Below are 14,607 nucleotides of genomic sequence, written 5' to 3'. Positions count from 1 at the left end.
TCAGCCCGCCACCGCGGCATGGCCGGCCTGGTACCAGAGCATGATTTCGCGCGGGATCTGGTGCAACGACACGACCTTCTCGACGCCGCCGTGGGTGATGGCCTCCTTGGGCATGCCGAACACCACGCAACTCTCTTCATCCTGCGCGCGCGTCGAAGCGCCGAGCTTGCGCATCTCCAGCATCCCCCGCGCGCCGTCGTCGCCCATGCCGGTCATGATGACGCCGAGCGCATTGGCGCCGGCATGCTGGGCCGCCGAGCGGAACAGCACGTCGACCGACGGACGATGCCGTGACACCGGCGGGCCGTCCTTGATCGCGATCTGGTAACGCAGGCCGATCCGCTGAAGCAGCATGTGACGGGCGCCGGGCGCGATATAGGCGCAGCCCGGCAGGACCGGCTCGCCGTCCTCCGCCTCCTTGACCCGAATCTGGCAGACGCTATCGAGCCGTCTGGCAAAGGCCGCGGTGAAGCCCGGCGGCATGTGCTGGACGATGAGAATGCCGGGGCACGTCGGCGGCAGCAACTCCAGCACGTCGTTCAAGGCTTCCGTTCCGCCGGTCGAGGCACCCATGCAGACGATGCGCTCGGTCGTCGGCCGCGTCCGGCCCTGCACCGGCCGCGGGATGATGGCGTCGGCCGTCAACTTCTTCTCGATCATCCGCCGCTCTGAACGCCGCCGCACGCGCGCGCGGGCCGCCGATTTGACGGCCTCGCGCAGCCGCGTGGAGCATTCGAGCAGCGCCTGCCGCGTATCGATCTTCGGCTTCGGCACGATGTCGACGGCGCCGGCCTCGAACGCCTCGAACATCACGTTGGATCCCTCTTCGGTCAGCGAGGAGCAGATGATCACGGGAATGGGGCGCTGCGCCATGATCTTGCGCAGGAAGGTCATGCCGTCCATGCGCGGCATTTCGATATCGAGGATGATGACGTCGGGAATCTCGTTCTGGAGGCGGCGCGCCGCCGCGAACGGATCGGAGGCGGTCCCCATCACCTCGATGTCGGAATCGTCGTTCAGGATGGTCTGGAGGATTTGGCGCACCGACGCCGAATCGTCCACGATCAGTACGCGAACTTTCTCCCTCGGCATTTTGGATTGCGCTCCAGTTAGACCTTGAAAATGGTCGGCTGAACCTGCTTCAGGCCAGGCACGGCACTGTGAATCATCGACTCCGAATGCCCGACCAGCAGATAGCCGCCGGGCCGCAAATGGCTGCACAACTGCTCGATCACCTTGCGCTGGGTCTCGCGCTCGAAATAGATCAGTACGTTGCGGCAGAAGATGATGTCGACGTCCTTGTCGACGGGATAGGACGCGTCCATCAGGTTCATCCGCATGAAATGGGTCATGCGTCGCAATTCCGGCACCACCCGCACCTCGCCGCGTGACCTGTCCCGCGACGACAGGAAATAGCGCTTCACGAACCGCTCCGGCACCGGCGCGAGCACGTCGCGGGTATAGATCGCGGTCCTGGCGAGACGCAGCACGGCGGTCGAGATATCGGTCCCGAGGATGCGGTACTGAAACCGGGATCCGTTCCGCGTCATGTCATCCAGCACCATCGCTGCGGTATAGGCCTCCATGCCGGTGGAGCTCGCCGAGCTCCAGATCTTCAGGTTCGCGTTCCTGCGGCCATGCAATTTGAGCAGGGCCGGGATCGCGACTTCCCGCATGAAGGTGAAGTGCTGCGGCTCGCGGAAGAAGTCGGTCTTGTTGGTGGTCACCACATCGATGAGATGGGTGAGCTCGGTGTCGAAATGATCCGCCTCGAAGAGATTGTCGACGTACTCGTTCAGGTCGGAATAGTTCAGCGCGCGCACGCGCTTGTGCAGCCGCCCTTCCAGCATCAGCCGCTTGCCCGGCGGCAGCTTGATGCCGACCTGGCCTTCGATCAGCTCGGCAATGGTCCGGAAGTGGCGGTCCGACAGATGCACGGCCGTATCCTGCACGACGGCCGGCATCATGGCCGCCTGCCCTGGCCCACGATGGCCACCTGCGCTGAATGTCGGGCCATGTTGGCCATCTCGAAACCTTACGCGTCTGCGCGATCACTGAACACGGACCGGTCCACCCGCGAAGGATGGACCGATCCTTGAAGAACTAACGCTGGAAGTCGGCGTCGCGATCGTCCTCGCCGTCATTCATGTCGAAGGCGAAGCCGCCACCGCCATTGGCGGCCTTCAGGGCACGCGCCGACCTGGCATGGGGCCTCTTGGCCGGCCGATCGACGGCCGCCATGGTGGCCGCCTTCGCGCGCAACTGATCGACCGCCCGATCGATCGGCGCGGCGGCCTGGCCCTTCGCGCCGTGCTCGATGCGGAAATAGGCGATCGTCGACTGGAGCTGCTCGGCTTGCGAAGCAAGTTCTTCCGAAGTCGAGGACACCTGCTCGGACGCGCTGGCGTTCTGCTGACCGACCTTGTCGAGTTGCTGGATCGCCTGGTTGATCTGGGCCGAACCGACGTCCTGCTCACGGCAGGCCGCGGTGATCTCCTCGACGAGCTCGGCGGTCTTCTTGATGTCCGGAACAAGCTTGGCGAGCATGGAGCCCGCCTCCTGCGCCACCTTGACGGTGTCGGCCGAAAGCGTGCCGATCTCGGCCGCAGCCGCCTGGCTGCGCTCGGCCAGCTTGCGGACCTCGGAGGCGACCACCGCAAAGCCCTTGCCGTGCTCGCCGGCGCGCGCGGCCTCGACCGCCGCGTTGAGCGCGAGCAGATCGGTCTGCCGTGCGATTTCCTGCACGATGGTGATCTTCTCGGCGATGGTCTGCATCGCATTGACGGCGCGCCCCACGGCGGCGCCGCTGGCCTCGGCGTCCTTGGCCGATTGCGCTGCGATCTTCTCGGTCTGGTTGGCGTTGTCGGCGTTCTGCTTCACGTTCGACGCCATCTCTTCCATCGAGGATGAGGCTTCCTCGGCGGACGACGCCTGCTCGGTCGCGCCCTGCGAGAGCTGCTCTGCGCTCGCGGACAGCTCCTGGCTGCCGGCCGAGACGTTCTGGGCCGCGGTCAGGGCCTCCGACACGATCTGCCGGAGCTTTTCCACCATGCGCTCGAGCGCGAGGCCCAGCGTATCCTTGTCCGACTGCGGCTTGGCTTCGACCGTGAGATTGCCCTGCGCGATCTCGTTGGCGACCGCCGCGGTGGCATTCAGGTTCACCGTCATCGCATTCAGCGACTTGATGAGATCGCCGATCTCGTCGTTGCTGGACGATTCGATCTTGCGGCTGAGATCGCCGATCGCAACGGCATCGGCCAGACCAACGGCCTGCGCCAGCGCTCGGCTGATGTTCATCGCGATCCAGGTCGCTGCGATCGCGGCGATCAGCAGCGAGGCGATCACCAGGCTCAGCAACAGCATCTCGGCACGGGAGCCGTCCTGCTTGGACTGCTCGGCCTGCTCGGCCATGTTCTTCTTGACGTTCTTGATGTAAGTGTCGGCCGCCTCCACCGCGTCCGCGACGACCTTGCGGCCGTCATGCATGGAGCGATCCAGCGCCTTTGGCTTGTCGGTCTTGGCAAGTCTGACCGTCTCGTCCTGATAGGCATTCAGCTTGGCGAACGCCACGGAGAAATTCTCCATCAGCTTCTTGCCGGACTCGCTCGCCGCGGCGTAGATCTCATCCTTGGACTTGGTGAGCGCTTCGCGGTTCTTGGCGAGGTCGGCTACGAACTGATCGTATTCCGCGTCGCTCGCCGCAAGGATCGAGTTCTTCTCGGCGCGCACCAGGAACAGGATGCCTTCCTTGAGCTCCGCGGCCTTCTCCATGCGGCCCGCACGATTGACCAGGACCTCGGTGGTCCCGACCATGTCCGACAGTTTCAAATAGCCGACCGCGCCGGCGATCATGGAAAGCAGGATGACGACGCCGAAGGCGCTCGCAAGCTTGGCTTTGACGGTGAATCTCATGGCATTCTCATTCAGTTCGAATTGGGGTTGGGTGCGTACGCTCAACCACGCATACTTTTGCAAACTCAGGCGGCGCGGGATGCATCCGCCGCCGCATCGCGTCCTTCCGGGATCTCGTCATTCGCCATCAGCCTGGCGAGGTCGAAGATGATGACGAACTTCTCGCCCTTGCGACCGATGCCGGCCGCATAGTCGGACTGCCATTTGCCGCCCACCTCGGGCACGGGCTCGATGGCCTGCTCGTCGATATCGGTGACCTCGAAGACGCAGTCGGCGACGAAGCCGACGCCGACCAGGCGATCCTTCATCGGTACGTCGAGAATGATTATGCGGGTGGCTTCGGTCGCCGCCGCGTTCGGCAAACCCAGCTTGGTCCTGAGATCCACGATCGGATAACCGCTGCCGCGCACGTCGATCATGCCGAGCAGGAAGTTCGGCGCGTGCGGCAGGCGCGAGATCGGCCGCATGTCGAGGATCTCGCGGACGTTGCGGATGCTGATGCCGAACGTCTCGCCGGCGAGCCCGAGCGTCAGATATTGCGAGGTTGCGGCCATGATTCAGTCCAAAGGTCCCAGGGTTTGCGAATGAGCGCGGTCCGGCACGAGGCCGGACCGGTTGGTCAGCGTTGAAACTCGGCGTCGCGATCGTCCTCGCGATCGTCCATGTCGAAGGCGAAGCCGCCGCCACCGGCGACCTTCAGGGCCCGTGCCGGCTGGCGCGCGGGCGCAGGCTTCTTCTTGCCGCGATCGGCCGCCGCCATGTGCGCTGCCTTGGCGCGGAGCTGGCCGACGGCACGGTCGATCGGCGCGGCTGGGGCAACGTCCTTGCGCGTAGCGTGATCGATCCGGAAGAACGAAATGGTCGACTGGAGCTGCTCGGCCTGCGAGGCCAGTTCCTCGGAGGTCGACGACACCTGCTCGGACGCGCTGGCGTTCTGCTGGCCGACCTTGTCGAGCTGCTGGATCGCCTGATTGATCTGGGCCGAGCCGACGTCCTGCTCGCGGCAGGCCGCCGTGATCTCCTGCACCAGTTCGGCGGTCTTCTTGATGTCGGGCACGAGCTGGGACAGCATGCCGCCGGCTTCGCGGGCGACCTTCACGGTTTCCGTCGAAAGCGTGCCGATCTCGGCGGCGGCAGCCTGGCTGCGGTCGGCGAGCTTGCGCACCTCGGAAGCGACCACCGCAAAGCCCTTGCCGTGCTCGCCGGCGCGCGCGGCCTCGACCGCCGCGTTGAGCGCGAGCAGGTCGGTCTGGCGCGCGATCTCCTGCACGATCGTGATCTTTTCGGCGATGGTCTGCATCGCCTCGACGGCGCGCCCTACGGCGGCGCCGCTGGCTTCGGCATCCCTGGCCGATTGCGCCGCGATCTTCTCGGTCTGGTTGGCGTTGTCGGCGTTCTGCTTCACGTTCGAGGCCATCTCTTCCATGGAAGAAGAGGCCTCTTCCGCAGACGAAGCCTGCTCGGTCGCGCCTTGCGAGAGCTGCTCGGCGCTCGCCGAGAGTTCCTGGCTGCCGGCGGAGACGTTCTGTGCAGCCGTGAGGGCCTCCGCAACGATCTGCCGGAGTTTTTCGACCATCACGTTCAGCGACCTGACGAGGTCGCCGATCTCATCGTTGCTGGCGGAAGGAATGGTCTGGCTGAGATCCCCGTTCGCCACCGCGCCGGCAAGACCGACCGCGCGGCCGAGTGAACGGCTGATCGAGATCGAAATCCACAGCGCCGCACCGATCGCGACCATCAGCGACACGCCCAGCAGCGTCACCAGCATCAACTGCGCCTGGTGCCCCTCTTCCTTCGACTGGACGGCCTGATCGGCCATCTGCTTCTTGGTGTTTTCAACATATGCGCCCATCGACTCCAAGGCGTCCGCGACGACCTTGCGGCCCTCGTTCATCGAGCGCTCGGTCGCTTTCGCCTTGTCGGTCTTCGCCAGGCGGATCGTTTCCTCCTGGTACGCATTCATCTTGGCGTAGGCGCCGGCGAAGGTGTCGAGCAGCTTCTTGCCGGCTTCGCTCGCCAGAGCGTAGACCTCATCCCGGGTCTTCATCGCCTGCTCGCGACGCTTGGCAGCGTCGGCGGCAAACTGTTCGGCATCGGCTTCGGTCCCGAGAATGGCATTCTTCTCTGCCCGGAGCTGAAGCAGGATATCCTTCTCGATCTGGGTGGCCTTTTCCATGCGCTTGGCGCGCAGGACCATGCTGTCTGCGGTCGCCATCATGTCGCCGAGCTTCATGTAGGCGACGCCACCGGCGACCATGGACAGGATGATGACCAGGCCGAATGCGCTGGCCAGCTTTGCCTTGACCGTAAACCTCATTTCCAGCCTCCCAAAAACCTCAAGTCCCGCCCGTGGGACTTAATCTCAATTCAGAATGCGTTCCATGTTGGGAACGATGACGAACTCTTCACGCCATTTGGTGATGAAGCGGATGAACTCCGGCTTCCAGTGCATCCCGACACGCGGCGTCTGCTGCACGTCGGTCTGCGAGATTTCCGTGACCTCGTAGACCTTGTCGGCGGTCACGCCGACCAGAACCGGCTTGTTGTCGATCTGGATCTCGATGACGACGATGCGCGTATCGGCGGAGGTGTCGGTCTGCGGCATGCCGAAGCGGATGCGCAGGTCCGCCAGCGGAATGACGTTGCCACGCACGTTGATCACGCTCGGAACGAACGACCGTGCACCGGCGACCTTGGTGACCGGCACCGGATCGATGATCTCGCGCACGAGGCCCGCGTCGAGCGCGAACTTCTCCTCGCCGAGACCGATCATCACGACCTGCATCGCGTCGGCCTGATGCTCGCCGGCCTGCCCCAGGTTCATCATGCCGCCTCGCTGATGTGCTGCTTTTCGACCTTCGACTGCGCCAGCGCAACGAGCTGCGCGACATCGAGGATCAGCGCCGCCGTGCCATCGCCCAGGATGGTCGCGCCGGAGAAGATCGTGACGTCCGAATGCAGCTTGGAGAGCGACTTGATCACGGTCTGGTGGTTGCCGATGATCTGGTCGGCGACCAGCCCGACGCGGGTCTCGCCGGTCGAGATGATGATCGTCTTCTGGTGCTGGTCCGGCGTGCCGGATGCGGTCATGAGCTCACGCAGGCGCAGGAACGGCACGAGGTTGCCGCGCACGTTGAGGAAGTTGCGGCCGCGCGACCGTTCGTCCTCGGCCTTCAGCTCGACGCATTCCTCCACCGCCGACAGCGGAATGATGTAGCGGCCTTCGCCGACGCGGATCAGGAGGCCCTCGATGATCGCGAGCGTCAGCGGCAGGCGCAGCGTTACGGTGGTGCCCTGGCCCGGCCTGGTCGACAGATCGATCGAGCCGCGCATGTTCTCGATGGTGCGCTTGACCACGTCCATGCCGACGCCGCGGCCGGACAGCGCCGAGATGGTCTGTGCGGTGGAGAAGCCGGGATGGAACAGGAACTGGTGGATCTCGTGGTCGGTGAGCGCAGCCCCGGCCGCGATCAGGCCCTGCTCTTCCGCCTTGGCGCGGATGCGGGCGGTGTTGAGGCCGCCGCCATTGTCCTTGACGGTGACCAGCACCTGCGCGCCGGAATGGACGGCGGCGAGCTCGATCCGGCCCTGCTCGGTCTTGCCGGCGGCGGCACGGGTCGCGGTGTCCTCGATGCCGTGATCGATGGCGTTGCGGATCAGGTGCACCAACGGATCGGCAAGGCACTCGATCATGGTCTTGTCGAGCTCGGTGTCCTCGCCCGACGTGACGAACTCGACCGGCTTCGACAGATCCCGCGACAGGTCGTGCACGAGGCGGCGGAAGCGGCCGAACAGCGAGCCGATCGGCACCATGCGCGCGCCCATCGTGGTGTCGCGCAGGCTGGAGGCGAGGCGCTCGATCTCCTCGGCAATCAACTTGATCGAGAGATCAGAGCCGGCCGAGGCCAGCTGCGTCAGCCGCGCCTGCGCGATCACGAGCTCGCCGACGCGGTCCATCAGCTCGTCGAGGCGCTCGGCCTGGACACGTACGGTGGCGATGCCGCGCTCTTCGCGCTTGGCTTCCTCGCGGCGCACCGGCGCCTCACGCTTGATCTCGGATTTCGGCTCGGGTTCGTCGACGACCGGTGCCGCAGCAACCTCGGCCGCTGGGGCGGTCTTCTCCATCACCGGAGGCGGCATCGGCTCCTCGTCGAGGAGCTGGAACAGGGGCACTGGAGCGGGCGCTTCGACATGCTCCAGCGGCGAGAGCGTCAGCTTCATCTCGTCCTGCACGAACATGAAGACGTCGTCGATCGCGTCCTTGTCGCAGGCCGCGTGTAGCTTGACGTCCCACTTCAGATAGCAGTCTTCCGGGTCCATCTCGTCGAGAAACGGCACGCCGTCGGTGATCGGCACGACGAAGCAGGGGCCGAGCTTGCAGAGATCTTCCAGCAGATCGAGCGGATTCGATCCGTTGCGCAGGATGTGGGATTCGAATTCCAGATAGAGATGCCAGCCGGCCTGCTTGCTTTCGGCCGGGGCCAGCGCTTCCGCGACCTCTGCAGCCGGAGCCTCCAGCCGGTCGGACGACACGAAACGCTTGAGGTCGTCGAGGATCGCTTCACCGATGATATCATCGGTCGACTGCGGATCCTCGATCAGCGCGCGGATGTAGTCCTTGGCGGCGAGCGCGACCGAGATCAGCTCCTGCGTCGGCCTGATCTCCCCCTTGCGGACGCGATCGAACGCGGTCTCGAACTCGTGGGTGAAGGAGGCGACCTTGTCGAAGCCGAACATGGCGCCGGAGCCCTTGATCGTGTGCAGGGCGCGAAAGGCGGAATCGACCAGCTCGCGGTCGTCGGGACGCTGACCAAGATCGAGCAGAGCACCTTCCAGGACCTCGAAGAGCTCGCTGGCTTCCTGGCGAAAGACCTCGGTCGGGTCCATCGCGCTCATGCGCGCACCAGCTTGGCCACGACGGCGAGCAACTGCTCGGGCTTGAAGGGTTTGGTGATCCAGCCGGTGGCGCCGGCGCTCTTCGCTTCCTGCTTCACCGCATCGTTGGATTCGGTGGTCAGGAACACGATGGGCATGCCGACGGCGCCCGGCAGCTTGCGGAGCGCCCGGATCAGCTCCAGCCCGTTCATGACAGGCATATTAAGGTCGGTGATCACGAGGTCGAGCTTGCCGGCCTGCGCCTTGGCGAGGCCTTGCGCACCGTCGCCGGCCTCGATCACGCTGTGACCGGCCGGCTCGAGCACGACCTTGATCATCTGCCGAATGCTGGGGGAATCATCGACGGTCAGAATCGTGGCCATCAGGTGCCATCTTTCTTTTGCGGGAAATGCTGATCGATCATCGCCTCGCTGGCGAATCCGGCGCGGCGGAGGGTGTTGCGCAGAGACTGGGAAAACGAGGTCAGGACGACGGGACGCCCCTGGGCCGCCCCCGTCTTGGCGGTCGACAGCAGGAGCTGGATCGACGTCACGTCGGCCTTGTCGACGCTGGAGCAGTCGATTTCGAGCCGATCTTGCCGGCCGAACGCCTCGCGAATGAGGTCATAGACGCTGCGAATGGCCGCGATGCTGCAGTCGGCGGGCAACCGCAACGACCACTTCGGCTCCGTGGGATTGAGCGACATCGCTGCACCCGCCTTTGCTTGAAATTCCGATACACGTTTGACGCGAATCGAATGAGGAAACTCCTAACGGGGTGGTCCGTACAACTACGGGTCACATTCCCGCGGACTTCGCGCAACCGCACGCAAAGGTGCATAGCCTGCCGAAATCTCATGCGAAGCGTGCATATCCCCGGCAGCCTTGCCCGGCCGGCGCATTTGCTTGGCGTTAAATTCCACCGGGCTATGCCTCGGGCTCGTGCCGACGCCAGCGAAGAGAGCCCGGGCCGCCGATGCTGACTCAAGCGCTTCTGGTTGATGACAGCCGCTCCGTCCTCAACTTCCTGCAACGTCATATCGAGGCTGAGGGGCTGGTCGAGGCCACCACCTTCCTCGATCCCGTCGATGCGCTCGCCTGCGCGCGCGAGCGCGCTTTCGATCTCGTGCTGGTCGACTACGAGATGCCCCATATGGACGGCATCAGCTTCATCCGCGCCTTCCGTACCCTGCCCGGCTGCGCCGACATCCCGATCGCGATGATCACCTCGCGGCAGACCGACGACGTCAAGATGGAGGCGCTCGAAGCCGGCGCCACCGATTTCCTGCCCAAGCAGCCACAGAGCGTCGAGATGACGGTGCGCCTGCGCAACCTGATCCGGCTCGGCGTCGCCGTCCGCAAGCAGAACGATCGTGCCGCGGATCTGGCCAATGCAGTCGCGGCTGCGACCCAGAAGCTCGGGGAGCGCGAGGAGGAAATCATCCTCCGGCTCGCGCTCGCGGTCGAATACCGCGACAACGATACCGGGGAGCACACGCTGCGGGTCGCCAGATACAGCCGTATCATCGCCGAGCAGCTCGGCCTGCCGGCGCGGCTCTGCCGCGACATCTATCTGGCCGCGCCCCTGCACGATGTCGGCAAGGTCGCCATTCCCGACAATATCCTGCTCAAGCCCGGCCGACTGACCGACGAAGAGATGGCGGTGATCCGCACCCATGCGACGATCGGCGAGCGTATCCTGGCTGATTCCACCTGCGAGCTGATCCAGCTCGGCGCGCAAATTGCCGCAGGCCATCACGAGCGCTGGGACGGCACGGGCTATCCGAGCGGCCTGAAGGAAGACGAGATTCCGATCGCCGCGCGCGTGGTCGCGGTCGCCGACGTCTTCGACGCCCTGACGACGCGGCGGCCATATAAAGAGCCGATGCCGCTCGAGGTGGCGCGCAACTACCTGGGCGAGAACCAGGGGCGACAATTCGACCCGGCCTGCGTTGAGGCCTTTCTGTCGCGCTGGGACGAGGTCGTGGCGATCGCCGCCGGGCAGAGCACGGCTCCGTTCCAGAAATCCGAGGCCACTCTCTCACCTGTCATGGAAGAAGCGGCCGAGAGCCGCCCGGACGGAAACCGACCGCCCGAGGTCTCTCCGGCCTGATCCGGCCTTTCCGCCGACCGGTTCGCCACGACCCGGGCCTTCCCCTCGGTGTTTGAACCAGTTCCATATAATGTGCACCAATACCAAGAGTGATTCCGGTCACACTTGGCTGCGCCAGCCGCTGCTAAGGATCGGACCGACGGGGATCAATCGCGTACAGTCGAATTGGATGAGAAAGCCCATGAGAAGCCTGATCGGCGCCATTGTCGGCGTATTTTGCCTCGCGGTGCCCGCGGTCGCGCAGACGCCGGCCGCAATCGTCGAGGACGTGCAGGGCAAGGTCGATGGCATCGCATTCATGGACTATGTGGCCCCGGGCAAGATCATCAAGCTCGGGCCGAAGGCGAGCGTCACGCTCAGCTATCTCAAATCCTGCCTGCGCGAAACGATCAGCGAAGGCGTCGTCCTGGTCGGCTCCGACCAGAGCACGGTGCAGCTCGGGGACGTGCAGCGGGTCAAGGTGCCCTGCGACACCAACGCCGCGCAGCTCTCCGAACGCCAGGCGAACCAGAGTGCGGCGACCACATTCCGCACCATGCGATCCGACACCAAGGGCGCTCCCGCCAAGCTGCCGACGATCTACGGCGTCTCGCCCATGGTCCAGGCCAAGAGCGGCAGCACGCTGGTCATCGAGCGCACCGACGGCAAGGAGCCAACGATCAGCGTGCCGCTCAAGAGCGAGATCATGGAAGGCGGCAAGTTCTATGATTTTGCCAAGGCCGGGAAGTCGCTGACGCCGGGCGGCACCTATCTCGCCATCCTTGGCGCCAAGCGCTACACGTTCCAGGTCGATGCCAGCGCGACTTCATCGTCGACGCCGATCGTCGGGCGCCTGCTGCGGCTCGAATAAGCGATCCGCGACGGCGCGATGCGGCGGATCGGCAGGCGGGACATCGTTGCAGCAATCCTGATCGCACTCCTTTCGGGTGCGGTCTTCACCTCCCCTCCGCTTCACGCCCTGCGAGGTCTGTCGCTCGACATCCTCACGGCGCTGCGCGGCAAGCTCGTCGGTGACCGCCGCGATCCCGCCGCCTCGCCGGTCGTCGTCGTGGCGATCGACGGCGAGACCTACGACACGCCGCCCTTCAAGGGATCGCCGACACTGACCTGGACGCGCGAGATCGGCCGGGTGCTCGCCAGCATCATCGACGGCGGCGCAAAGGTGGTCGGCTTCGACGTGATCTTTCCCAGCTCGATCGAGCAGTCGGAGATCCCGTTTGGCGAGGCGCCACTCGGCGCGCGCATGAAGGGCTTTGACCGGGATTACCTGATCGCGCTGCGGCAGGCCTCCGATTCCGGCAAGCTGGTGCTCGGCGAGATCCTGAGCAACCACCACCCTGACGTGCCCTACCGCGCGCAGCAAGTGGCGGTGCGAAACAACATTCGCGCCCTCAACGTCCACACCGACACCGACGACGTCATCCGGCGGATGCCGCTGAGTTTTGCCGTTGAAGGCAGACCGGTCCCGGCGATGGCTGTCGAGCTCGCGTCACACGCACTGGACGCGAAGCCTGAGTTTGCACCTGATGGTGCGATGACGCTTGGCGGCTACGCGATTCCGAGCGCGGAGCCGAACACGCTGACCCTCAATTTCCGGGGGCTGGGCCGCGAGGTCCCGACGTTCTCCTTCGCCGACCTGCGCGCCTGCGTCGAGAAAGGTGACCAGGATTTCTTTCGCCGCGCCTTCGACGGCAAGGTGGTTCTGCTCGGCACGATCCTCAATTTCGAAGACCGCAAGCTGACCTCGATGCGCCTCTCCGGCGGACATGACGGGACGCCGGCCGCGCGATGCGCCCTGCCCACTCCGGCACGCATCGCAAGCGCGCCGCGCAGCGACATCGCCGGCGTCTTCGTGCACGCCACCGCAGTCCGCAATCTGATGGAACGCGATGCGGTGACGGAGCTCGGCTTTCCGCTGCGGACCGCGCTCACGATCCTGTTCGCAGCGATCATCGCCTGCGCGGCCTGCATGCTCGCGCCAGCCAGCGCGCTAGCGACGTACGTCGCGCTCACAGCCGTTTATGCTGCGCTGGCCGTGGGTCTGTTCGTTCGAGCCTTGGCGTTGCCTCTGACGGAGCCCGCGCTGGCCGGCCTTGCCGCGGTCGCGATGATGATCGGCTACCGCTTCGTCATCGCCGACCGCGAGGAGCGGTTCCTGCGCAAGAGCTTTGCGTTCTACCTCGCGCCTGAGGTGATCGACACCATGGTCGCCTCGGGCAAGATGCCGGCGCTCGGCGGCGAGATGCGCAATGTCACCATGTTCTTCTCCGACCTCAGCGGCTTCTCCTCCATCGCCGAGAAGATGACGCCGGGCGAGCTAGTGGCGCTGATGAACGAATACCTGTCCGCCATGACCGACATCATCGAGGGCCACGGCGGCTATGTCGACAAATATATCGGCGATTCCATCGTCGCCATGTTCGGCGCTCCGGTCGACGATCCCGATCACGCGCGCAATGCAGTCCGCGCCGCCCTGAAGTGCCACGAGAAGCTGACCGAGCTCAACACCGGTAACGCAGCCTTCGCAGGCCGCGGCCTGTCGCACCGCATCGGGCTGAACAGCGGAGAAGCCGTAGTCGGCAATATCGGCTCCCGGCGCCGCTTCAATTACACCGTCATGAGCGACACCGTGAACGTCGCCTCGCGGCTGGAAGGCGCCAACAAATATTACGGCACCGCGATCATGGCCTCGGAGACGACGATGGCGCAGACGGGCGAGACCTTCGCCTGGCGCGAGCTCGATGCGATCAGGGTGCTGGGCCGTGGCGAAGCGATCAAGGTGTTCGAGCCGCTGGCGGAGACGGGGGCCGAGAGCACCGAGCATAAGAAAGTGACCGTGGCCTACGCGGAAGGGTTGACGTGCTGGCGCGCACGGAACTTTGCCAAGGCAGTCGAAGCATTCGAGCGGGCAGCAGAGATCGATCCGCCATCAGCTCTGTTCGCAAAACGCGCCCAAGCGCTCGCCGCGAATCCGCCGGCGCCGGACTGGATGCCGGTCAATACGCTGGAAGGAAAATAGCGGGCCCTCACGCCGATCGGCAGTCGCGCGCTGCCGGTCACAACCTGGAGAGCCCTCTTTTTCGGGCCCATGACATGGCGTAGTGTATAGCGAGCTGCCCTTCGAGACGGGACGGGCCGACGTCGCCGGTTGCCGGAATGGGCAGCGAGCAGGCCGTCGGCAGGCATCGCAGTCTGAAAAGCGGCGCCAACCTTTGTGGCGCTCCCTCAATTTTTCAACATGAAGCAGATTGGCCCGCCGCGCGCGGCAGGCAATGCGCACGTGCACCTCAGGGAGGATCGACATGGCGACCTTCATACTGACGATCGACTGGACCGACCAGGGAATTCGGAATGTCAGGGATGCTCCCAAGCGCAGCCAGGCGGCGAAGGAGCTCGCCAAGAAAGTCGGGGTCGAGATCAAGGACATTTATCTCACCTCCGGCGCACATGACATTCTCGTCCTCGCTGAAGCACCGCTCGGCGACCACATCACAAAATTCGCGCTTGCGCTCGGCTCCCTCGGCAATGTGCGCACCAGCACCTCACGCGCCTGGACCGAGGCCGAGTGGACCAAGCTGATATCCGAGCTCCCGTAAGCGGCTTCGGAGTCTCGACGGGACTGGGCACAGTCCGGCGGAGTGGCGCAGCCGTGATTTCGGTACCCGCCGGTCGGCGCCTCGATGAGGTGCGATCGGGGGGCACTTCTGA

The 14,607-nt window shown here is 64.9% G+C and carries 13 protein-coding genes; 4 read left to right on the top strand and 9 right to left on the bottom strand.

The genetic code is table 11. The features are described from left to right. The 9 genes from AXW67_RS17420 to AXW67_RS17380 all read right to left on the bottom strand — a co-directional run bounded on the left by AXW67_RS17420 (position 1) and on the right by AXW67_RS17380 (position 9,493). Positions 1-1,092 carry a protein-glutamate methylesterase/protein-glutamine glutaminase gene (locus tag AXW67_RS17420; protein WP_063678861.1) on the bottom strand — a complete coding sequence of 364 codons (1,092 nt, stop codon included), beginning with the start codon at positions 1,090-1,092 and terminating at the stop codon, positions 1-3. Positions 1,093-1,109: 17 nt separating this feature from the next. After that, entirely contained in the window at positions 1,110-1,967 is an 858-nt protein-coding gene (locus AXW67_RS17415; RefSeq protein WP_063678860.1) for a CheR family methyltransferase, read from the bottom strand. Between the two features lie 136 nt (positions 1,968-2,103). Then, the gene (locus AXW67_RS17410; protein WP_063678859.1) at positions 2,104-3,912 is read right to left on the bottom strand and encodes a methyl-accepting chemotaxis protein; all 1,809 of its coding nucleotides are present in this window, start codon (positions 3,910-3,912) and stop codon (positions 2,104-2,106) included. A 65-nt stretch (positions 3,913-3,977) separates the two neighbouring features. Continuing rightward, positions 3,978-4,466, bottom strand: a complete 489-nt coding sequence (locus AXW67_RS17405) for a chemotaxis protein CheW (protein WP_063678858.1) — start codon at positions 4,464-4,466, stop codon at positions 3,978-3,980. A gap of 65 nt (positions 4,467-4,531) precedes the next feature. After that, on the bottom strand, positions 4,532-6,229 hold the full coding sequence (locus AXW67_RS17400) for a methyl-accepting chemotaxis protein (protein WP_063678857.1): 1,698 nt from the start codon (positions 6,227-6,229) through the stop codon (positions 4,532-4,534). Positions 6,230-6,274: 45 nt separating this feature from the next. After that, positions 6,275-6,739, bottom strand: coding sequence for a chemotaxis protein CheW (locus AXW67_RS17395; RefSeq protein WP_145927675.1), 465 nt, complete (start codon positions 6,737-6,739; stop codon positions 6,275-6,277). Continuing rightward, positions 6,736-8,808 (bottom strand): chemotaxis protein CheA, encoded by a 2,073-nt coding sequence (locus tag AXW67_RS17390; protein WP_063678855.1) that lies wholly within the window; start codon positions 8,806-8,808, stop codon positions 6,736-6,738. The genes AXW67_RS17395 and AXW67_RS17390 overlap by 4 nt, the downstream gene beginning before the upstream one ends. Next, complete coding sequence (locus AXW67_RS17385) at positions 8,805-9,170, bottom strand: response regulator (RefSeq protein WP_063678854.1); 366 nt, start codon at positions 9,168-9,170, stop codon at positions 8,805-8,807. Before AXW67_RS17385 ends, AXW67_RS17390 begins: the two co-directional genes overlap by 4 nt. Then, positions 9,170-9,493: an STAS domain-containing protein gene (locus AXW67_RS17380; protein ID WP_027552848.1), complete on the bottom strand. Its 324-nt coding sequence runs from the start codon at positions 9,491-9,493 to the stop codon at positions 9,170-9,172. The genes AXW67_RS17385 and AXW67_RS17380 overlap by 1 nt, the downstream gene beginning before the upstream one ends. Positions 9,494-9,762: 269 nt before the next feature. Between AXW67_RS17380 and AXW67_RS17375 the strand changes: the two genes are divergently transcribed. The 4 genes from AXW67_RS17375 (at position 9,763) to AXW67_RS17360 (ending at position 14,495) form a co-directional block, all read left to right on the top strand. Then, positions 9,763-10,899 carry a response regulator gene (locus tag AXW67_RS17375; protein ID WP_063678853.1) on the top strand — a complete coding sequence of 379 codons (1,137 nt, stop codon included), beginning with the start codon at positions 9,763-9,765 and terminating at the stop codon, positions 10,897-10,899. A gap of 181 nt (positions 10,900-11,080) precedes the next feature. Further along, the gene (locus AXW67_RS17370; RefSeq protein WP_063678852.1) at positions 11,081-11,749 is read left to right on the top strand and encodes a hypothetical protein; all 669 of its coding nucleotides are present in this window, start codon (positions 11,081-11,083) and stop codon (positions 11,747-11,749) included. A gap of 18 nt (positions 11,750-11,767) precedes the next feature. Next, entirely contained in the window at positions 11,768-13,918 is a 2,151-nt protein-coding gene (locus tag AXW67_RS17365; protein ID WP_063678851.1) for a CHASE2 domain-containing protein, read from the top strand. A gap of 283 nt (positions 13,919-14,201) precedes the next feature. Further along, entirely contained in the window at positions 14,202-14,495 is a 294-nt protein-coding gene (locus AXW67_RS17360) for a GYD domain-containing protein (protein WP_063678850.1), read from the top strand. Positions 14,496-14,607: the final 112 nt, after the last annotated feature.

Origin of the sequence: Bradyrhizobium neotropicale, assembly GCF_001641695.1 — a bacterium.
GTDB lineage: Bacteria > Pseudomonadota > Alphaproteobacteria > Rhizobiales > Xanthobacteraceae > Bradyrhizobium > Bradyrhizobium neotropicale.
The sequence above is the reverse complement of the archived record's forward strand: the minus strand, read 5'-3'. Positions and strand labels throughout refer to the sequence as shown.

What these genes read in the sequence shown, in the direction of transcription:
- AXW67_RS17420 (WP_063678861.1), bottom strand. Translation starts at nt 1,092, where the DNA reads ATGCCGAGGGAGAAAGTTCGCGTACTGATCGTGGACGATTCGGCGTCG.
- AXW67_RS17415 (WP_063678860.1), bottom strand. Translation starts at nt 1,967, where the DNA reads ATGATGCCGGCCGTCGTGCAGGATACGGCCGTGCATCTGTCGGACCGC.
- AXW67_RS17410 (WP_063678859.1), bottom strand. Translation starts at nt 3,912, where the DNA reads ATGAGATTCACCGTCAAAGCCAAGCTTGCGAGCGCCTTCGGCGTCGTC.
- AXW67_RS17405 (WP_063678858.1), bottom strand. Translation starts at nt 4,466, where the DNA reads ATGGCCGCAACCTCGCAATATCTGACGCTCGGGCTCGCCGGCGAGACG.
- AXW67_RS17400 (WP_063678857.1), bottom strand. Translation starts at nt 6,229, where the DNA reads ATGAGGTTTACGGTCAAGGCAAAGCTGGCCAGCGCATTCGGCCTGGTC.
- AXW67_RS17395 (WP_145927675.1), bottom strand. Translation starts at nt 6,739, where the DNA reads ATGATGAACCTGGGGCAGGCCGGCGAGCATCAGGCCGACGCGATGCAG.
- AXW67_RS17390 (WP_063678855.1), bottom strand. Translation starts at nt 8,808, where the DNA reads ATGAGCGCGATGGACCCGACCGAGGTCTTTCGCCAGGAAGCCAGCGAG.
- AXW67_RS17385 (WP_063678854.1), bottom strand. Translation starts at nt 9,170, where the DNA reads ATGGCCACGATTCTGACCGTCGATGATTCCCCCAGCATTCGGCAGATG.
- AXW67_RS17380 (WP_027552848.1), bottom strand. Translation starts at nt 9,493, where the DNA reads ATGTCGCTCAATCCCACGGAGCCGAAGTGGTCGTTGCGGTTGCCCGCC.
- AXW67_RS17375 (WP_063678853.1), top strand. Translation starts at nt 9,763, where the DNA reads ATGCTGACTCAAGCGCTTCTGGTTGATGACAGCCGCTCCGTCCTCAAC.
- AXW67_RS17370 (WP_063678852.1), top strand. Translation starts at nt 11,081, where the DNA reads ATGAGAAGCCTGATCGGCGCCATTGTCGGCGTATTTTGCCTCGCGGTG.
- AXW67_RS17365 (WP_063678851.1), top strand. Translation starts at nt 11,768, where the DNA reads ATGCGGCGGATCGGCAGGCGGGACATCGTTGCAGCAATCCTGATCGCA.
- AXW67_RS17360 (WP_063678850.1), top strand. Translation starts at nt 14,202, where the DNA reads ATGGCGACCTTCATACTGACGATCGACTGGACCGACCAGGGAATTCGG.